At 69.5% G+C, this 23656-nt stretch carries 21 protein-coding genes and 1 pseudogene; 13 read left to right on the forward strand and 9 right to left on the reverse strand.

Annotated features, from left to right (window positions below; translation table 11 throughout):
• Positions 1 to 93: 93 nt before the first annotated feature.
• A complete protein-coding gene (locus ABT057_RS30810) occupies positions 94 to 1113 on the reverse strand; it encodes an NADP-dependent oxidoreductase (RefSeq protein WP_352346900.1) in 1020 nt (339 codons plus the stop codon).
• 93 nt (positions 1114 to 1206) lie between these two features.
• Here ABT057_RS30810 and ABT057_RS30815 point away from each other — a divergent pair, with 93 nt between their 5' ends.
• Together ABT057_RS30815 and ABT057_RS30820 are read left to right on the forward strand one after the other, a co-directional pair.
• On the forward strand, positions 1207 to 1644 hold the full coding sequence (locus ABT057_RS30815) for a MarR family winged helix-turn-helix transcriptional regulator (RefSeq protein ID WP_352346901.1): 438 nt from the start codon (positions 1207 to 1209) through the stop codon (positions 1642 to 1644).
• A gap of 132 nt (positions 1645 to 1776) precedes the next feature.
• On the forward strand, positions 1777 to 2661 hold the full coding sequence (locus tag ABT057_RS30820) for a prohibitin family protein (RefSeq protein WP_352346902.1): 885 nt from the start codon (positions 1777 to 1779) through the stop codon (positions 2659 to 2661).
• Positions 2662 to 2797: 136 nt separating this feature from the next.
• Here the strand turns inward: ABT057_RS30820 and ABT057_RS30825 are convergent, their stop codons facing one another.
• Positions 2798 to 3493: an SDR family NAD(P)-dependent oxidoreductase gene (locus ABT057_RS30825; protein ID WP_352346903.1), complete on the reverse strand. Its 696-nt coding sequence runs from the start codon at positions 3491 to 3493 to the stop codon at positions 2798 to 2800.
• Between the two features lie 134 nt (positions 3494 to 3627).
• Between ABT057_RS30825 and ABT057_RS30830 the strand changes: the two genes are divergently transcribed.
• Positions 3628 to 4521 (forward strand): helix-turn-helix domain-containing protein, encoded by an 894-nt coding sequence (locus ABT057_RS30830; RefSeq protein WP_352346904.1) that lies wholly within the window; start codon positions 3628 to 3630, stop codon positions 4519 to 4521.
• Here the strand turns inward: ABT057_RS30830 and ABT057_RS30835 are convergent.
• Positions 4490 to 4666, reverse strand: coding sequence for a hypothetical protein (locus tag ABT057_RS30835; RefSeq protein ID WP_502973989.1), 177 nt, complete (start codon positions 4664 to 4666; stop codon positions 4490 to 4492). The two genes, ABT057_RS30830 and ABT057_RS30835, sit on opposite strands and share 32 nt — an antisense overlap.
• A gap of 407 nt (positions 4667 to 5073) precedes the next feature.
• On the opposite strand from ABT057_RS30835, the gene ABT057_RS30840 reads away from it, so the two are divergent.
• Positions 5074 to 5409 carry a hypothetical protein gene (locus tag ABT057_RS30840; RefSeq protein ID WP_352346906.1) on the forward strand — a complete coding sequence of 112 codons (336 nt, stop codon included), beginning with the start codon at positions 5074 to 5076 and terminating at the stop codon, positions 5407 to 5409.
• A 58-nt stretch (positions 5410 to 5467) separates the two neighbouring features.
• Positions 5468 to 5737: a hypothetical protein gene (locus ABT057_RS30845; protein ID WP_352346907.1), complete on the forward strand. Its 270-nt coding sequence runs from the start codon at positions 5468 to 5470 to the stop codon at positions 5735 to 5737.
• 19 nt (positions 5738 to 5756) lie between these two features.
• Here the strand turns inward: ABT057_RS30845 and yjfF are convergent, their stop codons facing one another.
• From yjfF to ABT057_RS30875, 6 genes are all read right to left on the reverse strand, one after another.
• Positions 5757 to 6779, reverse strand: a complete 1023-nt coding sequence (yjfF, locus tag ABT057_RS30850; protein WP_352346908.1) for a galactofuranose ABC transporter, permease protein YjfF — start codon at positions 6777 to 6779, stop codon at positions 5757 to 5759.
• Entirely contained in the window at positions 6776 to 7867 is a 1092-nt protein-coding gene (locus ABT057_RS30855) for an ABC transporter permease (protein ID WP_352346909.1), read from the reverse strand. The genes yjfF and ABT057_RS30855 overlap by 4 nt, the downstream gene beginning before the upstream one ends.
• Positions 7864 to 9402: a sugar ABC transporter ATP-binding protein gene (locus ABT057_RS30860; protein WP_352346910.1), complete on the reverse strand. Its 1539-nt coding sequence runs from the start codon at positions 9400 to 9402 to the stop codon at positions 7864 to 7866. Before ABT057_RS30860 ends, ABT057_RS30855 begins: the two co-directional genes overlap by 4 nt.
• A 117-nt stretch (positions 9403 to 9519) precedes the next feature.
• Positions 9520 to 10524, reverse strand: a complete 1005-nt coding sequence (locus ABT057_RS30865) for an ABC transporter substrate-binding protein (RefSeq protein WP_352346911.1) — start codon at positions 10522 to 10524, stop codon at positions 9520 to 9522.
• Between the two features lie 133 nt (positions 10525 to 10657).
• Entirely contained in the window at positions 10658 to 11704 is a 1047-nt protein-coding gene (locus tag ABT057_RS30870; RefSeq protein WP_352346912.1) for a LacI family DNA-binding transcriptional regulator, read from the reverse strand.
• Positions 11705 to 12109: 405 nt separating this feature from the next.
• Positions 12110 to 12928 (reverse strand): SCO2400 family protein, encoded by an 819-nt coding sequence (locus tag ABT057_RS30875; RefSeq protein WP_352346913.1) that lies wholly within the window; start codon positions 12926 to 12928, stop codon positions 12110 to 12112.
• Positions 12929 to 13184: 256 nt separating this feature from the next.
• Between ABT057_RS30875 and ABT057_RS30880 the strand changes: the two genes are divergently transcribed.
• From ABT057_RS30880 to ABT057_RS30915, 8 genes and pseudogenes are all read left to right on the forward strand, one after another.
• Positions 13185 to 14342, forward strand: coding sequence for a mandelate racemase/muconate lactonizing enzyme family protein (locus ABT057_RS30880; RefSeq protein ID WP_352346914.1), 1158 nt, complete (start codon positions 13185 to 13187; stop codon positions 14340 to 14342).
• Positions 14339 to 15343: a zinc-dependent alcohol dehydrogenase gene (locus tag ABT057_RS30885; protein WP_352346915.1), complete on the forward strand. Its 1005-nt coding sequence runs from the start codon at positions 14339 to 14341 to the stop codon at positions 15341 to 15343. Before ABT057_RS30880 ends, ABT057_RS30885 begins: the two co-directional genes overlap by 4 nt.
• 112 nt (positions 15344 to 15455) lie before the next feature.
• Positions 15456 to 16427 (forward strand): hypothetical protein, encoded by a 972-nt coding sequence (locus tag ABT057_RS30890; RefSeq protein WP_352346916.1) that lies wholly within the window; start codon positions 15456 to 15458, stop codon positions 16425 to 16427.
• A gap of 142 nt (positions 16428 to 16569) precedes the next feature.
• Complete coding sequence (gene chvE / locus ABT057_RS30895) at positions 16570 to 17676, forward strand: multiple monosaccharide ABC transporter substrate-binding protein (RefSeq protein WP_352346917.1); 1107 nt, start codon at positions 16570 to 16572, stop codon at positions 17674 to 17676.
• Positions 17677 to 17708: 32 nt separating this feature from the next.
• The gene (gene mmsA, locus ABT057_RS30900) at positions 17709 to 19259 is read left to right on the forward strand and encodes a multiple monosaccharide ABC transporter ATP-binding protein (protein WP_352346918.1); all 1551 of its coding nucleotides are present in this window, start codon (positions 17709 to 17711) and stop codon (positions 19257 to 19259) included.
• The gene (mmsB, locus tag ABT057_RS30905) at positions 19256 to 20500 is read left to right on the forward strand and encodes a multiple monosaccharide ABC transporter permease (protein WP_352346919.1); all 1245 of its coding nucleotides are present in this window, start codon (positions 19256 to 19258) and stop codon (positions 20498 to 20500) included. The genes mmsA and mmsB overlap by 4 nt, the downstream gene beginning before the upstream one ends.
• A gap of 66 nt (positions 20501 to 20566) precedes the next feature.
• A pseudogene (locus ABT057_RS30910) lies at positions 20567 to 21619 on the forward strand (aldose epimerase family protein); the annotation flags it as partial.
• Positions 21620 to 21889: 270 nt separating this feature from the next.
• The gene (locus tag ABT057_RS30915) at positions 21890 to 23599 is read left to right on the forward strand and encodes a pyridoxal phosphate-dependent aminotransferase (RefSeq protein WP_352346920.1); all 1710 of its coding nucleotides are present in this window, start codon (positions 21890 to 21892) and stop codon (positions 23597 to 23599) included.
• Positions 23600 to 23656: the final 57 nt, after the last annotated feature.

The following is a 23656-nucleotide window of genomic DNA, read 5'->3' on the forward strand; positions in this document are numbered from 1 at the left end:
GGGTGAAGGCCGCGCCCCACGTCCAGGGGCACGGCCTTCGTCGTACGCAACGACCGCGGGCGGCGAACGTCACGCCCAAGCGGGGGCCGCCCCTCAGATCTTGACGATCATCTTGCCCGTGTTGTCGCCGCGCAGGACGCCGAGGAACGCCTCCAGGTTGTTCTCGATGCCCTCGACGACCGTCTCGCGGTACTTCAGCTCGCCGGAGCGGATCCAGGCGCCGACCTCCTGGACGAACTGCGGCTGCAGGTCGTAGTGGTCGCCGACGAGGAGGCCCTCGATCCGGCCGCGGGTCTGGATGAGACGGGCGAGGTTCTTGGGGCCGGGGGCGGGCTCGGTGTTGTTGTAGACGGAGATCATGCCGCAGATCGCTATCCGGCCACCGTGGTTGAGGGAGCCGATGGCGGCCTCGAGGTGTTCCCCGCCGACGTTGTCGAAGTAGACGTCGACGCCGTCGGGAGCGGCCGTCCGCAGCTGCTCGCCCACCGGGCCGTTCTTGTAGTTGAAGGCGGCGTCGAAGCCGTACTCCTCGACGAGGAGCTTGACCTTGTCGTCGGACCCGGCGGACCCGATGACCCGCGAGGCCCCCTTGAGCCTGGCGATCTGTCCGACCTGGCTGCCGACGGCACCCGCCGCGCCGGAGACGAACACGGCGTCGCCCTCCTTGAAGGCGGCGGTGCGCAGCAGGCCGGCGTAGGCGGTGAGGCCGGTCATGCCGAGCGCGCCGAGGTAGGCGGAGAGCGGCGCGGCCTCGGGGTCGACCTTGACGGCCTGCTTGGCGTCGACGGTCGCGTACTCGCGCCAGCCGCCGAAGTGCAGCACGTGGTCGCCGACGGCGATCCCCTCGGCACCGGAGGCGACGACCTCGCCGACCGCCCCGCCCTGCATGGCCTTGCCCAGCTCGAAGGGGGCGACGTACGACTTCGCGGCACTCATCCGGCCGCGCATGTACGGGTCGACGGAGAGGTACTCGTTGCGCACGAGCACCTCACCGGAGCCCGGCTGACGGATCTCCGTCTCGGCCAGCTCGAAGTCCTCGGGCTTCGGCCAGCCGACGGGACGGCTGAGCAGACGCCATTCGCGGCTGGTGGCGGGGAGAGCGGAGTCAGTCATGGGGGGCGCCTTTCACATCAAAAGCTTCACTACCTGAAACAACCATGCTCCTGAATATTTCAGGTTGTCAAGTAAAGGGGTATCCTCGGATCCATGGCCACCTCACAACGGACCCCTGTCCCCGACGCCCTGACCATGGAGGTCGTCGAGCTGATCGGCGAGGTCGTGGCCCGCTTCTACGAGGACTACGAGGAGGCGGCCGCCGACCACACCCTCACCGGGGCCCAGGCCCGTCTGCTGAGTCTCCTGTCCCTCGAACCCCTTCCCATGCGCAAGCTGGCCCAGAAACTCAAGTGCGAGCCGTCCAACGTGACGGGCATCGTCGACCGCCTGGAGAGCCGGGGCCTGGTGGAGCGGCGGCCCGACCCCGCCGACCGCCGCGTGAAACTCGCGGCCGCCACGGAGGAGGGCCGCAAGGTCGCCAAGGGCCTGCGCGAGTCCCTCCGCTTCGCCCGCGAGCCACTGGCGGGCCTCGGCGAGGAGGAGCGGGTGGTGCTGCGGGGGTTGCTGCGGCGGATGCTGGGCGCCTGACCCGGGCGACGGCACGGGCCGCCGATGCCGGAAACGGCACACACCGCACGGATCTCGCCCATTACCATGCGCTGCGCGCCGCATGTGACGTGTACGCGGCGTGGTCCGTACTCGGAGGGGGATCCTGTGTTCGTGCTGTGCATTCTGCTGCTCATGGCGGCGGTCGTGCTCTTCTTCGTCGGCCGCGGTCGCACCAGCCCCGGCAGATGGAGACTGGGAGCGGCGCTCAGCGCCGTGGGGGGCGTGCTCGCGGGGATCTTCTCCTGCATCCATGTCGTGAGCGCCTACGAGGTCGGTGTGCCGGTGACCTTCGGCAAGGTCGGCAGCCCGCTGACCTCGGGCATCCAGTTCAAGTCGCCGTTCACCGAGGTCACGTCGTTCTCCACACGGCCCGTCGACCTCGATCTCAACGACAAGGACGTGGTCGAGGTCCGCTCCTCGCAGGGCGGCGTGCTGTACGCGGACGTCACCATCAAGTGGGCCGTCATACCGGCGAAGGCGGTCGAGCTGTACCGGCTGGCGGGCAGCGCGGAGGGTGTGCAGGCGCGGCTCGTGCTGCCGGACAGCCGCGAGATCATCCGCAACGTCTTCGCCAAGCACACCAGCGAGGAGGGCTACGCCTCCGCCCGGGAGAAGATCGGCACGGAGATCGCCGACAGCATCAAGGAGCGGCTGGCGCCGCGCGGGATCGACGTCACCGCCGTCAACCTGCGCAATGTGCGGCCGTCGGAGCAGTTGCAGGACCAGATCGACAAGAAGATCCAGCAGGAGCAGGCCACCGAGCGGTCCCAGGAGGCGGCGCGCACGGCCAAGGCGGAGGCGGAGCGCAAGCGGATCGAGGCGGAGGGCATCGCCCGCGCCAACGAGATCCTCGAGAAGTCGCTGAGCGACAAGGTGCTCTACAACCAGTGCCTGGAGGCCTACAAGGAGGCCGCGAAGGCCAACCCGGTGTACGCGGTGCCCTGCGGCACGGACTCGAACGGCACCCCGGTCATCGTGGACGGCACCAAGAGCTGATCCCGAACCCGGTCGCGGGAAGACCTTCGTGGCCGAGCGACCCGCTCCGGGACCGATTCTCCGCGCCGTTTCCCGGGCAGTCGGCGGACCGCACGACCCGCCGGCTGCCGTCGCCCACGCATCAGCGACCGGACCGTCACCAGACGACCGGGCCGGCCTTGTCGAAGAAACCGCCGGTCGGGCCGTCGGCGCCGATCGAGGCCATGCGGACGATGATCTCCGCGCCCTCTTCGATGGTCTGGACGCCCTGGTGGCCGTTGAGGTCGGTGGCGGTGTAACCGGGGTCGACTGCGTTGAACCGGACGGCGGGGAACGCCTTGGCGTACTGCGCGGTGACCATGACCAGCGCGGTCTTGGACGAGTTGTAGTCCAGCACTGTCACCTGGAACTCCACCCGGCTCGGGTCGGCGCACGCGGCCGGTGAGCCCAGACCGCTGCTGACGTTGACGACGACCGGGGCGTCGCTCGCCTCCAACAGCGGCAGGAAGGCGTGCGTGACCCGCACGACGCCGAAGACGTTCGTGTCGTACGTGGTCAGCATGTCGGCCCCGGTGACCTCGCCGACCGGCTTGCGCGCGCCCACGATGCCGGCGTTGTTGACCAGGACGTCGAGACGGCCCGCGTCCGCGCGGACGAATTCGGCCGCGGACTTCACCGAATCCTCGTCGGTGACGTCGAGTTGAACGAAGCGGGCGCCGAGCGTGTCGGCCGCCGTCCGGCCGCGGTGGGCATCGCGTGCCCCGACATAGACGGTGTGCCCGGCCTCGATCAGACGACGAGCCGCCTCGAAACCGAGGCCCTTGTTCGCTCCGGTGATCAATGTGGTGGTCATGTGCTCACTCCGGTGATCGGTGGGTCGGTGATGTCTCCACCGTCGGCGCACCGCGGACGAACAGGCAGTACCCGCCTCAGCCAGTGGACCGGCAGTACCAGGCTGTCCCGGCGCGGCCGCGCGATACTGGGACGGTGAGCGAATCCAGGGAACTGGGCAGAGCCCTGCATGGCTGGCGGGACCGGATCGCCCCTGCCACGGTCGGACTGCCCGCGGGCGGGGTACGTCGGGCCGCCGGACTGCGCCGCGAGGAACTGGCCCAGCTCGCCGGTCTGTCGGTGGACTACATCACCCGCCTGGAACAGGGCCGGGCCACGTCCCCTTCGGCGCAGGTCCTGTCCGCGCTGGCCCGTGCCCTGCGGCTGTCGGCAGCCGAGCGTGAATACCTGTTCCTCCTCGCGGACCAGCCGGCGCCGGGTCCCGGGCAGCTGTCGGCCCACGTTCCACCGGGGGTCCGACGACTGCTCGACCAGTTGGACGGCTCACCGCTGAGCGTGCACGACGCCGCCTGGAACCTGATTCTGTGGAACCCGTTGTGGGCGGCCCTGTTCGGCGACCTGTCCGCGCTGCGCGGACGCGAGCGCAACATCGTCTGGCGGCACTTCAGCGGTCTGCCCAGCCGGGTCAGCCACACCCCCGAGCAGGAGGCCCGGTTCGAGGCGGCCATGGTCGGCGATCTCCGGGCGGCGACCGCCCGCTACCCCGCCGATGCCGGACTGCGCTCCCTGATCAAGGACCTGCGGGGTGTCAGCACCGACTTCGTACGCCTGTGGGACACGGGCATCGTCGGCGTCCACGAGTCGGACACCAAGACCGTCCATCACCCTGATGCCGGCGCGATCACCTTCGACTGTGACGTGCTGACGGCTCCCGGCAGCGATCTGCGCATCGTCGCCTACACCGCCGCTCCCGGCAGCGACGCCGCCGACCGGCTCCGGCTCCTCGACGTCATCGGCACCCAGACCATGACCGAAGACAGCACCCCGGGTCAGGGCCCTAGCCGTCCGAGCCCGTCTCGTTCTTCCTGATGGATGCTCTGCGTGCCAGTTCGCCTGCCGCCAGGGTCGCGGTGGCCACCGCGCGGGTCCAGCGCGGGCCACCGCGTGCCGCCCACCAGACACAGGCGCACCCGCCGACGACGAGCACGAGGACCCCTGACAGAACGAGCACCATCACGCGCTTCTCCCTCTCATTTCCGTTCGACAGAGCGTCCGTCGAGCTGACACGCTCCCTGCATGCCGCCCGGTGAGCGGCGCGCTGTACGACCATGTCCTGCGCCTGGTGCGCGAGTCACCCGGCGGACTTCCGCCCACGCGAGGTTACAAGAGCCCTCGCTCCTCCCCGCCGGGCCTTCCCCCGCTCCTGCCGTACCAGGAGGCAAGGGCGGCTGTCCGGGAGGCGCTGGATCCCCTGCCCGACAACGCCGGTGCCCCGCACCGCCGTTTCGAGGCGCTGGGCATCCGGGGGCGGCACCGGGGGGCCGTCCTGGCCGCCGTAGCCGATCTGCCGCTGCCGGACGGGCGGCGGCGGGACGCGGCCCGTTGCCTGGGCCGGGAGCCGGCCCGGACCGGGGGCCTGCTGTGCGGGCCCCCGACGACCTCCTGGGGTTCGTTCTCCCCAGCGACGACGAACTACGGCCGCTCGTCCGGGCGTTGTGGGCCCGCGACGAGCCGGCCGTGCTCGCGGAGCTCGAAGTCCTGCCCGCCTCCGCCCAGTTCCTCGGCGTCACGACCGCCCGCCGGATCGCGGAGGCCGTCTGCCTGCCCGGACTGCTCGACCGGCACCCCTCCCGCACCACCCTGCTCTCCCGCGCGAGCCGAGCTCGGTTCTGTGGTGTCAGCCCGCCTTCGGCAGCCGGAGCGTGGCGATGGCTCCGCCGTCGGCGGCGTTCGAGAAGAGCAGCGACGCGCCGATGACCTGGGCCTGGCCCGAGGCGACCGGTCCGGGGCGCGGCGGCTGAGCTGGTCGGGAGTCATGTCGACCGAGATCGCCGCAAGGCGCCCGTCCGGCATCCGCTTGCCGGCCCACATCCGCGGCCGGTACTCATCGCTGTCGTCGTACATGGCGGCACTCCCGTGTTCCTGGACCATCCGTACCAGGTCTGTCGGCATCTCCCCGGAAGTCTGCGTCAGGCCGTCGTTCCCGCTGCCGCTCTGTGCCGAGAGGGCGGTGTCCAAGGCGGTGTATGCCTTGGCCGCGCCGTCGTTCATGGACCGCTCGGAAGAAATCTCACACCAAGGGTGAAGACGACCTCCGAGGCGGCTCAGGTCTTCCTGCGGGTCGTCATGAGGCGCTGGACCAGGATGAACACACAGAGCAGCACGCCGGTGGCGATCTTCGTCCACCAGGAGCTGAGCGTGCCCTCGAACTGGATGATGCTCTTGATCAGGCCCAGCACGAGGACACCGAAGAGGGTGCCCAGGACGTACCCGGAGCCACCGGTCAGCAGCGTGCCGCCGATGACGACCGCGGCGATCGCGTCGAGTTCCATACCGGTCGCGTGCAACGGGTCGCCGGACTGGATGTACAGGGTGAAGAGGAGACCGGCGAGGGCCGAGCAGAAGCCGCTCACCGTGTACACGGCGATCTTCGTGCCGCCCTGCGGGAGCCCCATCAGCATGGCCGACTGCTCGTTGCCGCCGATCGCGTACACCCGGCGCCCGAAGCGGGTGTAGTGCAGGACGTAGAACGCCACGGCGAGGACGGCCAGGGCGACGATCGCGCCGATCGACAGGAAGCCCCCGCCGAGTGACACCTGTGCCTGCGCCATGCTGCTCACCGAGGAGTCGGAGATGGAGATCGACTCCTTGCTGATGACCAGACACAGACCGCGGAAGAGGAAGAGCCCGGCGAGCGTCACGATGAAGGGCTGGATCTCGAAGTTGTGGATCACATAGCCCATCACGTAGCCGCCGAGCGCGCCCACGGCCAGTGCCATCGGGATCACCAGTGCGAGCGGCAGCCCCTGACGCTCCACCAGCCACGCCGTGAACATGGTGGTGAACCCGATCATCGACCCCACGGACAGGTCGATCCCCCCGGACAGGATCACGAAGGTGGCGCCGACGGCGGCGACCAGCAGGTAGCCGTTGTCGATGAACAGGTTCAGGAAGACCTGGAGTTCGCCGAAGCCGTAGTTCTGGTAGCGGCTCAGGCCCCCGAGGTACATCGCGAGGAAGAGCACGGCCGTGACGAGGACGGGCAGTCGCCGGTCGCCGAGCAGCCGGCCGGCCTTGGAGGGCGTACGGCTGTCCGGCGCCACGGGGCTCTGGGTGGTCGCGCTCATCGCGACACCTCCATCTTGGGAGCGGCGTCGGCCGGCGGGGCGTCCTGGGCCGGGCCCGCGGCCCGCCGGGCCCCGAGGCGCTTGCCGCCGAAGACCTTGGCGCGGAACTTCGGGGACTGCAGCAGGCAGACGATGATGACGACGGCGGCCTTGAAGACGAGGTTGGTCTGGGTCGGCACGCCGATGGTGTAGATCGTGGTGGTAAGGGTCTGGATGACGAGGGCGCCCACCACCGTGCCGCCGATCGAGAACCGGCCGCCGAGCAGCGAGGTGCCGCCGATCACCACGGCGAGGATCGCGTCTAGTTCGATCCACAGGCCGGCGTTGTTGCCGTCCGCGGCCGAGGTGTTTGAGCTGATCATCAGGCCCGCGATGCCCGCGCACAGCGCGCAGAACGCGTACACCATGATCTTGATGCGCCGGGACCTGATGCCCACCAGGCGGCTGGCCTCGGCGTTGCCGCCGACGGACTCGACCAGCAGACCGAGCGCCGTGCGGCGGGTCAGGGCCACGGTGACGGCGACGACGACGGCGACCACGAAGATGGAGAACGGCAGGGTGAGCCAGTAGCCGCCGCCGATCAGCTTGTACGGGTCGCTGTTGATGGTGATGATCTGTCCGTCGGTGATCAGCTGGGCGACACCGCGTCCGGCGACCATGATGATCAGCGTGGCGATGATCGGCTGGATGCCCATCCTGGCGACCAGGAAGCCGTTCCACAGACCGCAGACGACCGCGGCCAGCAGGCCCAGGCCCATCGCGAGCAGCACCCCGGCCAGGGCGTTCTGGTCCTTCTGGTGGCTGATGTGCGAGCAGGCCAGCGCTCCGGTGATGGCGACCACGGCGCCGACGGAGAGGTCGATGCCGCCGGTGGCGATGACCAGGGTCATGCCGACCGCCACCAGGATGAGGGGCGAGCCGAACAGCACGATCGAGACGAGGCTGCCGTAGAGGTGGCCGTCCGACATCCGGACGGAGAAGAAGTCAGGGGTGAAGGGGACGTTGACGAGCAGCAGGGCGACCAGGATCGCGACCGGCCAGAACAGCTGGTGGTGTGTCAGCGCTCGCCATCGGGAAGGGGTGGTCACTGGTGCTCTCCGCTCGCGATGGTCTCCAGGATGCGGCTGGGGGTGATCTCGGGCCCGTTGGTGAGCCGGGCCACCAGCTTGCGGTCACGCAGCACGCCGATGGTGTGGCTGAGCCGGAGCACCTCCTCCAGTTCGGCCGCGATGTACAGCACGGACATGCCCTCCTCGGAGAGCGACACCACCAGCTTCTGGATCTCCGCCTTCGCCCCGACGTCGATGCCGCGGGTCGGTTCGTCCAGGATCAGCAGCTTCGGCTGGGTGATCAGCCAACGGGCCAGCAGCACCTTCTGCTGGTTGCCGCCGCTGAGCCGGCCGACCCTGGCCTCGGGGTCGGCGGGGCGGATGTCCAGCGCCTTGATGTACTTGGCGACGAGTTCGTCGCGCTGGGCGGCCGGGATGGGCCGGGTCCAGCCGCGCGAGGCCTGCAGGGCCAGGATGATGTTCTCCCGCACCGTCAGCTCGGGCACCAGGCCCTCGGTCTTGCGGTTCTCCGAGCAGAACGCGACACCGGCGCCGATCGCGTTGTTCGGGGCGCTCATCGAGACCTGCCTGCCGCCGATGGACACCTTGCCGCTGTCCGGGTGGTCGGCGCCGAAGAGCAGCCGGGCGAGTTCGGTGCGCCCCGACCCGAGCAGACCGGCCAGTCCGAGGACCTCGCCCTTCTTGATCTCCAGGTCGAAGGGGGCGATGGCGCCGGTCCTGCCGAGGCCCTCGGCGTGCAGCAGCGTCTCGCCGACGTCCGCGTGCAACTGGTGGTCGTGGAGCTCCTCCAGCTGGTCCAGGTCCTTGCCGATCATCAGTTTGACCAGGCCGACCTGGTCGAGGTCGCCGACCATGTGCTCGCCGACCAGGGTGCCGTTGCGCAGTACGGTCATCCGGTCGCAGACCTCGTAGATCTGGTCGAGGAAGTGCGAGACGAACAGGATCGCGACCCCCTCGTCCTTCAACCGCCGCATCAGGGCGAACAGTTCGAGGACCTCGTCGCGGTCGAGGCTGGAGGTCGGCTCGTCGAGGACCAGCACCTTGGTGCCCGCTCCCTCGCCGCCGCCGTCACCGGTGCCCACCGACCGTACGATCGCGACCAGTTGCTGTACGGCCAGCGGGTACGAGGACAGCGGGGCGGTGACGTCGATGTCGAGTCCGAGCCGGTCCACCAGCGCTGCCGCCTCCTGGCGCAGCCGCTTCCACTGGATGCGGCCCAGGCGGGTCGGTTCGCGACCGATGAAGATGTTCTCCGCCACCGACAGGTTCGGGCAGAGGTTGACCTCCTGGTAGACCGTGCTGATGCCGGCCTGCTGAGCCTGCAGCGGGCTGGCGATGTGCACGGACCTGCCGTCCAGCGTGATCGTGCCGCCGTCCAGGGAGTAGACCCCCGTCAGCACCTTGATGAGGGTGGACTTGCCCGCGCCGTTCTCGCCCATCAGGGCGTGGATCTCGCCGGGGAAGAGCCGGAAGTCGACATCCGACAGAGCCCGTACCCCCGGGAACTCTTTGACTATGCCCGTCATTTCCAGGACGGGCCGCGGCTCTGCCATGGCAGTGCTCCTAGTTGCGATGTGTTCATGCCCGATGCGATGGGTTCAGGCCCGCAGGGAGCCCCGGGACCGATGGCGCTCGGTCGGCCGCGGGCTCCCTGTCGGTGGGTACGTCGGTCAGTACTTGCGGCTCGGGAGCGCGGCCTTGGCCTGGTCCTGCATGAAGTCGCCCTCCTTGGTCTTGATCCAGCGCTCGACGCTCTCGCCGTCCTTGACCTTCTTCACGACGTCCATCAGCTGGGGGCCGAGCAGCGGGTTGCACTCGACGATCGCGTTGATCTTGCCCTCGGACATGGCCACGAAGCCGTCCTTCACGCCGTCGATCGAGACGATCAAGATGTCCGTGCCGGGCTTCTTGCCCGCCGCCTCGATGGACTGGATGGCGCCGATGGCCATGTCGTCGTTGTGCGCGAAGAGCACGTTGATGTCGGGGTTGGACTGCAGGAAGGCCGCCATGACCTGCTTGCCGCCGGCGCGGGTGAAGTCACCGGTCTGGCTGACGACGATCTTCCAGTCGTCCGCGTGGTCGGCGTCCATGACCTCCTTGAAGCCCTTGGCGCGCTCGATCGCGGGGGCGGCGCCGGTGGTGCCCTCCAGCTGGGCGATCTTCACCGCGCCCTTGTGGCCGGCCTTCTCCAGGACCTTCTCCAGGATCTTGCCGGCGCGGCGGCCCTCGTCGGTGAAGTCGGAGCCGACCAGCGTGACGTACAGGGAGTCGTCGGAGGTCTCCACCGAGCGGTCGGTGAGGACCACCGGGATCTTCGCGGCCTTGGCCTCCTTGAGCACCGCGTCCCAGCCGGTGACGACCACCGGCGAGAAGGCGATGACGTCGACCTTCTGCGCGATGTAGCTGCGGATCGCGGAGATCTGGTTCTCCTGCTTCTGCTGGGCGTCGGAGAACTTGAGGGTGTAGCCCGCGTCCTTGGCCGCGTCCTTCACCGAGGTGGTGTTGGCGGCGCGCCAGCCGCTCTCCGCGCCGACCTGGGAGAAGCCGAGGGTGAGGGCCTTGCTGCCGCCGGAGGAGGAGCTCGACGTGCTGTCGTCCTCCTTGGCGCAGGCCGCCAGGCCGCCCGCGGCCGCCACGCCGACCGCCGCGGTGAGGAAGTTCCTTCTGCTGAGCATGTTCTTCTCCTTTGAAGAGCCGGCCCGGGGATGGACCGCTGGTACTCAAGCGACCGGCCGCGGTGCGTCCAGCCTGTCGATCGCTGTTCGGTATACCGGCCACACTGCTGGGCGAGAGCGGCCGATCGGTTCGTCAGAGGGGGACGCCCTCGGATTGAGCGGCGTAGGGATAGGAGCTGGCCCGGACGACGAGTTGGGGCTCGATCGCGATCCGGGGCGTGGTGGCGGGCGGCCTGCCCTCGATCAGTTCCAGCAGCAGCGCGATGCCTCGCCGGCCCACCGTCGAGAAGTCCTGGCGGACCGTGGTGAGGGGCGGCGCGAAGAACTCCGACTCCGGGATGTCGTCGAAGCCGACCACCGCGACGTCCTGGGGAGTTCGGACCCCCGCCTCACGCAGGGCCCGCAACGCCCCGAGGGCCATCTGGTCGTTGGCGACGAAGACGGCGGTCAGCCCTCGGCCCACCCAGCCGGCCAGTTCCTGGCCGGCGCGGTAGCCCGACAGCGGACTCCAGTCCCCGCGCAGCAGCACGGGCGGTTCGACGTCCGCCGCTTCGAGCGACGCCCGCCAGCCGGCGGCCCGGTCGGCGGCCTCCTGCCAGTCCTCGGGTCCGGCGAGGTGCCAGACCTTGCGGTGGCCGGCGGCCAGCAGATGGCCGGTGGCCAGCCGCGCACCCAGGTACTGGTCCACGCTGACGCTGGGGATGTCCACCCCCGGCCCGCTGCCGACGATCACCACCGGGAACGGGTGGCGGAGTTCGGCCAGAGCCTCCACCGCCGACCGCTGCGGGGCGATGGCGACCACTCCTTCCACCCCGCCCTCGCTGAGGTGGTCCAGGGCCTCGGACAGCTCTTCCACGGTCAGTTTGCGCAAGCTGACCGTCGAGACGAGATACCCCTGGGCGCGCGCCGCCTCCTCGAGCGCGAACAGCGTGCTGGCCGGTCCGTAGAGGGTGGTGTCGGAGGCGACGACACCCAGCGTGCGGGTGCGCCTGGTCACCAGGGCTCGCGCGGAGGAGTTGCGGCGATAGCCCATCTCCTCGATCGCGCGCAGCACCCGGGCCCGTGTCTCGTCCCGCACATTGGGGTGGTCCCCCAGGACGCGGGACACGGTCTGGTGGGACACGCCGGCCAAGCGCGCCACGTCGGCCATGGTGGGCGGCCGGAGCCGGGTGTGTATCACGGCCGCACCTCCTTGGCGCTCGTCTGCCGATAAGGCCTGTGATGTGGGCGGATGGTTCCCCGTCGGTGGCTTCACCCGGTGGTTCCGGGGAGCCCGACGGGACCGGCGGGGAAGGCGGGTTGGGGCACCGTGCTCGCATCTCCCCCGCGGCCGCCGGACATTGACTGGTACATGCGGAGGTCATTGTGAGCGCTAACAATTCGCGGCGGTCAAGAGGGCTGCAACGGAAGGCCGTTACGGTTGAGTAACGCACCCGGCTGCAACGGCACTCGCCATCGGCTGCGGCGCCGTGTTCCGTCGCAGGTCAAGGCACTCGCACACATGCCGTCCCGCAGTGCCTCCGGGCCGTTCGCACGAGGGACGTGCGCGCGACCCGGAGGCGGCGCGGAGCGCCCGGCCGGAGCCTTACGAGCACCACCACAGGAAGCGTGTGCACGTCTCCGACGGCGAGGGCGAGGACTCCGGGGACGGGGCCGACGTGGTCGGGTCCGCGGCCGGGGTGGAGTCCGAGTCGGTCGGGGTCGAGGGGGCGGAGGAGGCCGGGACGGTGGCCGACTGGGCTCCCCTGTCCGGGGACTGCGAGGCGTGGTCCTCGTCCTCGGCGGACTCCGACGCCGACGGGGAGGCGTCGGGGGAGGCCGACGCCCCGCCCTCGCCCTCGTCCGGGTCCGTCCTGTCGTCCAGCGGCTGTGCGGACGCACTCGGTTTCGCCGTCCCGCCGTCGACCTCCGACGACTCGCCGCCTGCCGCCGCCGGGTTCGGTGAGGAGGAGAACCCCGGTGCGTCGATGCCCAGTTCGGCCAGACTCAGGCCGCCCGCCGCCAGGACGAAGCCGGTGGTGATCAGCACGATGCGCCGACGGCGTCGGCGGTGGGCCGCGGCCTTGCGATCGCGACGGCTCGCGTCGGCGCCGGAGGGGCCGGGGATACGTTCGTCGGCCGAGGCGGACGGTCCACGCCCCCGGCTCCTGCCGCCCCGGCCCTGCTCCCGGCGGCGTGCGGCGCGGCCGGGAACGCGGGGTCCGTCGTCCGTCTCCGCGCCCGGCTCGGCGCCCGCTGGGGCGTCCGGGGCGCCGGCCCCCTCCTGCCGGAACGTTTCCTGCGCGCCGTCCGGGCCCGGTTCGAAACGCTGCGGATACCCGCCCGGCTGTTCGACAGGTGCGCCGCACCCCGGGCAGGCGAGGGCGCCGTTGAGGTGCCGTCGGCACGGGTGGCAGTAGTCCATGACGCGGGAAGACTAAGTTCCTGCCTGGTCACGTTCCTAGGCACGCCTGTGAAAGTTGTGTGGGAAACCGGCCACACCGGCGCGCCAGCTCGAGTGACCTGTCACACACCGGCACGCCCTCGGTTTCGAAAGGGGCGTCGAAAGTGTCGAAACCGTTAACTGTGCTCCCCATTGACACCCCGCTCACACGGTCTTTACTGTCTGGTCAGCATTTCGAACGTGTGACGAAATCTCGAACAGCCGAAGGGTAACTTCCGTGCGCATCACCGGAATCAGCACGCACGTGGTCGGGACGCCGTGGCGCAACCTGACCTACGTCCTGGTGCACACCGACGAGGGCATCACGGGTGTCGGCGAGACCCGCATGCTGGGCCACACCGACGCGCTGATCGGCTATCTGAAGGAAGCCGAGGCCAATCACATTCTCGGCTCTGACCCGTTCGCTGTCGAGGACCTGGTGCGCCGGATGAAGTACGGCGACTACGGGCGGGCCGGCGAGATCGTGATGTCGGGCATCGCCGTCGTCGAGATGGCGTGCTGGGACATCAAGGGCAAGGCGCTCGGGGTGCCCGTCTGGCAGCTGCTGGGCGGCAAGGTCACCGACAAGGTCAAGGCGTACGCCAACGGCTGGTACACGACGGAGCGCACCCCGGAGGCGTACCACAAGGCCGCCCAGGGGGTCATGGAGCGCGGTTACAAGGCGCTGAAGATCGACCCCTTCGGCACCGGGCACTTCGAGCTGGACCACGAGCAGAGCCTCTACGCCGTGTCCCTGATCGAGGCCGTCCGCGACGCCATCGGGCCGGACGCCGAGCTGATGCTGGAGATGCACGGCCGGTTCTCCCCCGCGACCGCCGTCCGGCTGGCGCGCGAGCTGGCGCCCTTCAAGCCCGCCTGGCTGGAGGAGCCCTGCCCGCCGGAGAACCTGAAGGCCCTGGAGAAGGTCGCCGCCAAGGTCGACATCCCCGTCGCCACCGGTGAGCGCATCCACGACCGCATCGAGTTCCGCGAGCTCTTCGAGAGCCAGGCCGTGGACATCATCCAGCCGGACGTCGGTCACATCGGCGGTATCTGGGAGACCAGGAAGCTGGCCGCCACCGCCGAGACGCACTACGTGCTCGTCGCTCCGCACAACGTGGGCGGGCCCGTCCTGACCGCCGCCTCGCTCCAGGTCGGCTTCACCTCCCCGAACTTCAAGATCCTCGAGCACTTCAACGACTTCGCCGACGCGGACATCAAGAAGGTCGTGAAGGGCGCGCCGGAGGTGATCGACGGGTACTTCCACCTGTCCGACAAGCCCGGTCTCGGGGTCGAGCTGGACGTGGACGCCGCCGCCGAGTTCCCCCAGCAGCAGGCCCGCTTCGACCTGTGGGCCGAGGGCTGGGAGCAGCGCAAGCCGAAGGGCACCCAGTGACCACGGCCGTCGTCGTCGAGGCGCCCGGCGAGCACCGGCTCGTCGCGCACACTCCGCGCGAGCCCGCCCCCGGCGAGGCGCTGGTCCGGGTGCACGCGGTCGGCATCTGCGGCAGCGACCGCGAGGTGTACCAGGGCAACCGGCCCGAGGGGTACGTCCGCTACCCGCTGACCCCGGGCCACGAGTGGTCCGGGACCGTCCAGGCGGTCGGCGCGGGTGTCCCCGCCTCGCTCGTCGGCCGCAAGGTCGTCGGTGAGGGCTTCCGCAACTGCCAGGTCTGCGACCGCTGCCACGCGGGCGACACGACGCTGTGCACGGACGGGTACGAGGAGACCGGCTTCACCCAGCCGGGGGCGATGGCCGCCACCCTCACCCTGCCGGCCCGGCTCCTGCACGTCCTGCCGGACGACGCCGATCTCACGGCCGCCGCCCTGCTGGAGCCCGCCGCCTGTATCGCGGCCGCCGCCATCAAGGCGCACGCGCTGCCGGGCGAGAAGGTGGCCGTGGTCGGCACCGGGACGCTGGGTATGTTCGCCGTGCAGTTCCTGAAGGCCGGCTCGCCGGCCGAGCTGCTGGTGGTGGGCACGCGCAACGACAGGGAAACGCTGTCAAGGCGGTTCGGGGCCACCGACTTCCGCACCCGGGACCAGGAGCTGCCCGACGACTTCGACGTGGTGATCGAGACCGCCGGCTCCGCGTCGGCCGCGCAGACCGCCGCCGCCCTGCTGAGGCGCGGCGGACGGCTGGTCCTGACGGGAATCCCCGCACCGGGCGCCGACGGGCTCGACCCGACGGATCTGGTCGTACGGCAGCTCGAGGTGCACACCGTCTTCGGGGCACCGCCGGACGCCTGGTCGCACACCGTGCGGGTGTTCGGGGCCGGGCTGCTCGACCCGCTGCCCCTGGTCACGCACGAGCTGCCACTGGCCGAGTTCTCCGAGGCCATCGAGCTGGTGGGGTCCGGCGACCCGAAGGTCGGAAAGGTCCTGCTCCGCCCCTAGCCGTACGCCGGTACGGGGGCGACCTGACGGCCTCCGTGCCGGCGTACACCCAAAGCCCCTTATGACGTGAGCCGCGAACCTTGTCCGAAATACCGAACACGAAGGACAGCATGTGACCACCGACGCTTCCGCCACGGCCGCCCGCAGGCCCGGTGAGCAGGCACTCACCGCGCTCGGCCTGGGCGCGCCCGCCCTCGACCCCGCCGACACCTCCACCCACTCCTTTCCGGGCGGCAGCCGCTGGCGCACCGAGGTCCCTTCGTGCGAGGGTCCCGAAGCGCTGGCCGTCATCCTGAAGGAGGCCTCCCGGCTCGATGTGCCGATCCACCGGATCAGCCAGGGCAGCGGGGTGTGGATGCTGACCGACGCCGAGATCACCGAGATGGTCGAGGCGACCGGTGAACGCGACATCGAGCTCTGCCTGTTCACCGGCCCGCGCGGCACCTGGGACATCGGTGGCTCCACCCGGACCGACTCGCGCGGCGGGGGCCTCAGGGCCCGCGGGCACGACGCCGTCGCCGGGTGCGTCGAAGACGCCGTCCGGGCGACGGAGTTGGGCGTCAAGTGCCTGCTCGTCGCCGACGAGGGCGTGCTGTGGACGCTGCACCGGGCACGCGCGGCCGGGGTCATCCCGGCCGACACGACCCTGAAGGTGTCGGCGCTGATCGGCCCCGTCAACCCCGCCTCGTACGCGGTGTACGAGCGGCTCGGCGCCGACTCGGTCAACGTGCCCAGTGACCTGACGCTGGATCATCTCACCGAGATCCGGCGGGTGTCGGGCGCCCCCATGGACATGTACATCGAGGCCCCCGACGATCTGGGCGGATACATCCGGATGTACGAGGTCGCCGAACTGATCCGGCGCGGCGCACCGCTCTACCTGAAGTTCGGCCTGTCCAAGGCCCCGGGGATCTACCCCTACGGCCACCACATGCGGGACCTGACGCTCTCCACCGCCCGGGAACGGGTGCGGCGCGGACGGCTCGCCCTCGACCTGCTCGCGCGCCATGGAGCCGACGGCGACATGGCGCCTCTCGGCTCACGTCTGCCCGGCGAACTGAACAGGTTCGACATCCAGTCATAACGTTCCGGAAACCCCGCTTCACACAAGCCCACACAGGCGCGCAGAATCCCACACACCCCTTCTCGGTCTTCCCGGCGTGACTTCCGGGAGCGCCCTTCGCACCGCGAGACCGATCCCTGCACACACATCAAGGATGATGACCATGCGTAACCGCAGAGCCGCCCTCGCCGCCATAGCCGGAGCCGCCTCCCTCGCCCTGACCCTGTCCGCCTGCGGGCAGTCCGGTGAGGGCGGCAGCAAGGAGTCCTCGAGCGACTCCAAGGGCGGGACCATCGGCATCTCGATGCCGACCAAGTCCTCCGAGCGCTGGATCAAGGACGGCGCCAACGTCGAGAAGGACCTGCAGGCCAAGGGCTACAAGACCAAGCTGGTCTTCGGCGAGGACGACCCCGACCAGCAGGTCTCGCAGATCGAGAACCTGATCACCCAGGGCGTCAAGGCGCTGGTGATCGCCGCCATCGACAACAAGTCCCTGAACAACGTCCTCCAGCAGGCCGCCGACGCCAAGATCCCGGTCATCTCCTACGACCGTCTGATCCTGGGCACGAAGAACGTCGACTACTACGCGTCCTTCGACAACGAGAAGGTCGGCAAGCTCCAGGGCCAGTACATCGTCGACAAGCTGGGCCTGGCGAGCGGCAAGGGCCCCTTCAACATCGAGCTGTTCGCCGGCTCCAACGACGACAACAACACCCGGTACTTCTTCAACGGCGCGATGAGCGTGCTCCAGCCGTACATCGACAGCAAGAAGCTGGTGGTCAAGTCCGGCCAGACCAAGCTCACCCAGGTCACCACCCTGCGCTGGGACGGCACCACCGCCCAGAAGCGCATGGAGGACAACCTCACCTCGTCGTACACCAGCGGCAAGGTGGACGCGGTGCTCTCGCCCTACGACGGCATCTCCATCGGCATCATCGCCGCGCTGAAGTCGGACGGCTACGGCACCAAGAGCAAGCCGCTGCCGGTCATCACCGGCCAGGACGCCGAACTCGCGTCGGTCAAGTCGATCATCGCCGGCCAGCAGTCGATGACGGTCTACAAGGACCTGCGCAAGCTGGCCCAGGTCGCCACGGACATGGTCGACGCCTCCCTCAAGGGCAAGAAGCCCGAGATCAACGACACCAAGTCGTACGACAACGGCACCAAGGTCGTCCCCGCCTACCTGCTGCAGCCGGTCAGCGTCGACAAGTCCAACTACGTGAAGGAGCTCGTCGACGACGGCTACTACACGGCGGACCAGCTCAAGTAAGCGTCGAACCTTACGGATTGGAAGGCACGACCATGGCGGGACCCGTCCTGGAAATGCGCTCGATCGTCAAGACCTTTCCCGGCGTCAAGGCGCTGTCGGACGTCACCCTGACCGTCCGGCAGGGCGAGGTCCACGCCATCTGCGGTGAGAACGGCGCCGGAAAGTCCACCTTGATGAAGGTGCTCTCCGGCGTCCATCCGCACGGCACCTACGAGGGCGACATCCTCTTCGAGGGAGACGTCGTCAGTTTCAAGGACATCCGGGCGAGCGAACAGCACGGCATCGTGATCATCCATCAGGAGCTCGCGCTGTCGCCGTACCTCTCCCTGGCGGAGAACATCTTCCTCGGCAACGAGCACGCCAAGGGCGGGTTCATCGACTGGCGGGAGACCCTGCGGCACGCCACGCAGCTGCTGCGCCGGGTCGGTCTCGACGACCACCCGGAGACCCGCGTCGCCGACATCGGCGTGGGCAAGCAGCAGCTCGTGGAGATCGCGAAGGCGCTCTCGAAGAAGGTGAAGCTGCTCATCCTCGACGAGCCCACGGCGGCGCTCAACGACGAGGACAGCGACAAACTCCTCGATCTCATCATGGAGTTGAAGAAACAGGGCATCACCTCGATCATCATCTCCCACAAGCTCAACGAGATCCGCAAGGTCGCCGACTCGGTGACGATCCTCCGCGACGGCCGGTCCATCGAGACGCTCGACGTGAAGGCCGCGGAGACGACCGAGGACCGGATCATCCGCGGCATGGTCGGCCGCGACCTGGACCACCGCTTCCCCGAGCGCACCCCGCACGAGCCGGAGAAGGGCGCGGCCCCGGCCCTGGAGATCCGCGGCTGGACCGTGCACCACCCGATCGACCAGCAGCGCAAGGTCGTCGACGACGTGTCGGTCCAGGTGCGCCGCGGGGAGATCGTCGGCATCGCCGGCCTGATGGGCGCGGGCCGCACCGAGCTGGCGATGAACGTCTTCGGACGCTCCTACGGCCTGTTCGGCGGCGGCACGGTCCTCAAGGACGGCAAGGAGATCCGCACGAAGACGGTCGCGCAGGCGATCTCCCACGGGATCGCGTACGTCACCGAGGACCGCAAGCACTACGGCCTCAACCTCATCGACACGATCAACCGCAACATCTCGCTGACCGCCCTGAACAAGGTCACCAAGCGGGGCGTGGTCGACGAGCACGAGGAGCGGCAGGTCGCCGAGGGCTTCCGCAAGTCCATGAACATCAAGGCGCCCACGGTCTTCGAGCCGGTGGGCAAGCTCTCGGGCGGCAACCAGCAGAAGGTCGTCCTCAGCAAGTGGATCTTCGCGGGTCCGGACGTGCTGATCCTGGACGAGCCGACGCGCGGCATCGACGTCGGCGCGAAGTTCGAGATCTACACGGTCATCGACCAGCTGGCCGCCCAGGGCAAGGCGGTCGTCTTCATCTCCTCCGAGCTGCCCGAACTGCTCGGCATGTGCGACCGCATCTACACCATGGCCGCCGGACGGCTCACGGGCGAGTTCCCGCGCGGCGAGGCCACGCAGGAAGTGCTGATGCGTCAGATGACGAAGGACAAAGAGGTAACGCGATGAGCACGGACGTGACCAAGAGCCCGGCGGCGGCTCCGCCCGGCAAGAGCGGGGGCCCGGCCTCCGACAGCGGGCTGCTGCAGCTGATGCTGGGCGGCCTGCGCCGCAACATGCGCCAGTACGGCATGCTGATCGCGCTCGGTCTGCTGGTGATCCTGTTCCAGGTGTGGACCGGCGGCGACCTGCTGCTGCCGCGCAACGTCTCCAACCTGGTCCTGCAGAACAGCTACATCCTGATCCTCGCGATCGGCATGATGCTGGTGATCATCGCGGGTCACATCGACCTGTCGGTCGGTTCGCTGACCGCGTTCGTGGGCGCCTTCGCGGCCGTACTGACGGTGCAGCACAGCGTGGCGTGGCCGCTCGCGCTGGTGCTGTGCCTGGTCATGGGCGCGGTGGCCGGCGCGGCGCAGGGCTACCTCATCGCCTACTTCGGCATACCGTCCTTCATCGTCACCCTCGCGGGCATGCTGATCTTCCGCGGCCTGACGGAGATGCTGCTGAAGGGCCAGACCCTCGGCCCGTTCCCGGACGGCCTGCAGAAGATGGGCAACGGCTTCCTGCCCGAGGTCGGCCCGAACACGAACTACCACAACCTCACGCTGCTGCTGGGCTTCGTCCTGCTGGCGTTCGTGGTGCTGCAGGAGGTCCGCGACCGGGGGCGCCAGCAGGAGTTCTCGCTGGAGGTGCTGCCCCGCAACGCGTTCCTGCTCAAGCTCGTCGCCATCGCGGCCGCGATCCTCGCCGTCACCATGCTGCTCGCCAGCTACAAGGGCGCGCCGATCGTGCTGCTGGTCCTGGGCGTGCTGGTGGTCGGGTACGGCTACGTCATGCGCAACGCCGTCTTCGGCCGCCACATCTACGCGATCGGCGGCAACCTGCCGGCGGCGAAGCTGTCCGGCGTCAAGGACAAGAAGGTCACCTTCATTGTCTTCCTCAACATGGGCATGCTCGCGGCCCTGGCGGGTCTGGTGGTCGCCGCCCGTCTGAACGCGGCCTCGCCGAAGGCGGGCCTGAACTTCGAACTCGAGGCGATCGCCTCGTCGTTCATCGGTGGCGCGTCCATGAGCGGCGGTGTCGGTACCGTCCTCGGCGCGATCATCGGTGGTCTCGTCCTCGGTGTGCTGAACAACGGCATGAACCTCCTGAGCGTCGGCACCGACTGGCAGCAGGTCATCAAGGGCCTGGCCCTGTTGGCCGCGGTCGGGTTCGACGTGTGGAACAAGCGCAAGTCCGGTTCGTAGGTTTCATGGATCCGGATCGGGCCCCGTCGGAAGGCGGGGCCCTTTCCGCGGAGAGGGAGGCGGGGAAGGCCGGTGCGGACACTCTTCGGCAAGCTCGCCGACGGTACGAAGGTCTACAGCTGGGCGCTGGAGAACGGCGGCACGCGCCTGAAGGTCCTCTCCTGGGGCGGCGTCGTGCAGTCCCTGGAGCTCCCCGACCGGCACGGCCGCTACGCCAACGTCTCCCTCGGCTTCGACAACATCGAGGACTACGTCGCCAAGACCCCGTACTTCGGCGCCCTGATCGGCCGTTACGGCAACCGTATCGGGAAGGGGCGGTTCACCCTCGACGGCAAGAGCTACCAGCTGTCCGTGAACGACGGCGTGAACAGCCTGCACGGCGGCGTGCAGGGCTTCGACAAGCACGTGTGGGACGTCGAGCCGTTCGTGAAGGGCTCCGACGTCGGCCTGTACCTCCACTGCACCAGCGTCGACGGCGAGATGGGCTACCCGGGCACGCTGAAGGTGAAGGTGACGTACACCCTCACCAAGCACGGCGACTGGCGCATCGACTACGAGGCCACCACGACCAAGGCCACCGTCGTCAACCTCACCAGCCACGTCTACTGGAACCTGGCCGGCGAGGGCAGCGGCACGATCGAGGACCACGAGCTCACGATCGCCGCCGGCCGCTACACGCCCACCGACACGGGTCTGATCCCCACGGGCGAGCTGGCGAAGGTCTCGGGCACCCCCTTCGACTTCCGCAAGACGAAGGCGATCGGCCGCGACATCCGGGCCGGGCACGTCCAGCAGGTCCAGGCGAAGGGCTACGACCACAACTGGGTCCTGGACAAGGGCATCACCACGAAGCCGGTGCACGTGGCCACGCTGCGCGACCCGCGCTCCGGCCGCACCCTGAAGATCGCCACCGACCAGCCCGGCCTGCAGTTCTACTCGGGCAACTTCCTCGACGGCACCCTCACCGGCACCGGCGGCCGCACCTACCGCCAGGGGGACGCCCTCTGCCTGGAGACCCAGCACTTCCCGGACTCCCCGAACCAGCCGTCGTTCCCGTCCACCGTGCTGCGCCCTGGCCAGACGTACCGCACGACGACGATCCACACCTTCAGCGCGTGACACACCGCTGAGGCAGCCGCAGAAAGAGACCGTGGGGAACCGCGGGCCGGTTGGGGCCGGCCCGCGGTTCCCCACGCCGCTTCGTGGCCGTCACAGGCGCCCATGACGGCAAACCTGCCCCGCCGGTTCCGCAACTCACATTTTTTTCACACCGGTTGAACGGGGTCACTCACATCCCCGTATGTATGGGTGGCCCGCGCTCCCCCGCGCGGGCCACCCGCAACGACGGGCCCGGGCGTCCCCACCGGGTCCGCCCCATACGGAGGTTCCATGGCCGACAACGTCACCTCGTTGTTCCGCAGTACGGCGGCCCACAGTCCGTCGATGGCGGCGCTGACACGCGAGGGCGGGGACGGCACCGGCCCGGTCGACTTCTGTATCCCGTGCAACCCGTACTTCCCCACCCCGGCGATGATGGACACGATGTCGGCGCGGCTGCGGGACATCGTCACGTACTACCCGAGCAGCGCCGACACGATCACGGCCGAGCTGTGCAACCTGCTCCAACTGCCGCCGAGCGCCGTGGCCATGGGCAACGGTTCGACCGAGCTGATCACCTGGATCGACCACCTGCTCGTCCGTGAGTCCCTCGCGGTCCCGGTCCCGACCTTCGGCCGCTGGACCGACCAGCCGATGGAGACCGGCAAGCGGGTCGACATGTTCCCGCTCCAGGAGTCCAGCGGCTTCGCCCTGGACCTCGCGCAGTACGCCGACTTCATCCGCACGCGAGGCACGCGCGCCGCGGTGATCTGCAACCCGAACAACCCCGACGGCGGCTTCCTGCACAAGCACGCGCTGGTGCAGTTCATGGACGCGATGGCCGACCTGGACCTGATCGTCATCGACGAGTCGTTCCTGGAGTTCGCCGACGCGGAGCAGGAGCCGAGCGTCGTGCAGGAGGCGATGATCCGGCCGAACGTGATCGTGCTGCGCAGCCTCGGCAAGAACTTCGGTCTGCACGGCATCCGGTTCGGCTACATGGTCGCCAACCCCTCGCTGGCCGGCAAGGTCCGCTCGATGCTGCCGAAGTGGAACCTCAACGCCTTCGCCGAGTACGTGGTGTTCATGCTCAAGGAGCACGGCCCCGAGTACATGCAGAGTCTGCTGCAGGTGCGCCGCGACCGTCTCGACATGGCCAGCCAGCTCTCCGCGCTCCCCGGCCTGACGGTCTACCCGTCCCAGGGGAACTTCCTCTTCGTGCGCCTGCCCGTCGGCGCCGAGGGCACCGTGGTCCGGGACCGGCTGCTCACCGAACACCGCATCCTGATCCGCGAGTGCGGCAACAAGATCGGCTCCTCCAGTCGCTTCGTGCGGCTCGTGGTGCGCCCCCAGGTGGACGTGCGTCGCCTGGTGTCCGGCCTGGAACAGGTGCTCTACGGGACCAGGAGGGGAGCCCCCGTGCCCGAGCTGGGTGCCGGGATCGGCTACAGCTCGGGCACGGCAGCCGTGGACCGGCTGCTGGTCGAAGCCACCAACGGGGCCGGCATGCAGAACCTTGCCGCTCAGGCCGTCGGCATGCCGGGGCTGGTCGCGGCCCCGGCCGCCACCGGCATGCCGATGCAGGCGCCCGCGATGGCGCAGGCAGCCCCCTCCCACGGCGCCGGGATGCCGTTGCCGGCCGCTGCACAGGTCTTCCCCCAGCCTGTGCCCGCTCCGGCTCCGGCCCCGGCGCCGGCCCCCGCCATGGCCCCGGCCGCCGCCATGGCCCCGGCCATGGCCCCCGCCATGGCTCCTGCCATGGCCCCCGCGATGATGCAGGTGCCGGCCCAGGCGGCGGCTCCGAACCCCGCTGCCGCCGCCGCGATGACCCCGGCCGCCGCGCCCACGCCGGCCGGCCCCACCCCGCCCGGCGTCCCGGCCCGCGGCGGTCTCACCGCCGCCCAGGTCCGGGGCACCAACGGCCTCGCCCCCGCGGCGGCCACCGGCTGGCCGAACGCCCAGAGCTGGCCGAACGCGGCGGGTATGGGCCAGGCCGGCTGACCCGACCGCTTCCACACACCCGGGGCTCCGGGCCGACCTGACGTCAGGTCGGCCCGG

Source organism: Streptomyces sp. NPDC002588, from assembly GCF_040295925.1.
Lineage (GTDB): Bacteria > Actinomycetota > Actinomycetes > Streptomycetales > Streptomycetaceae > Streptomyces.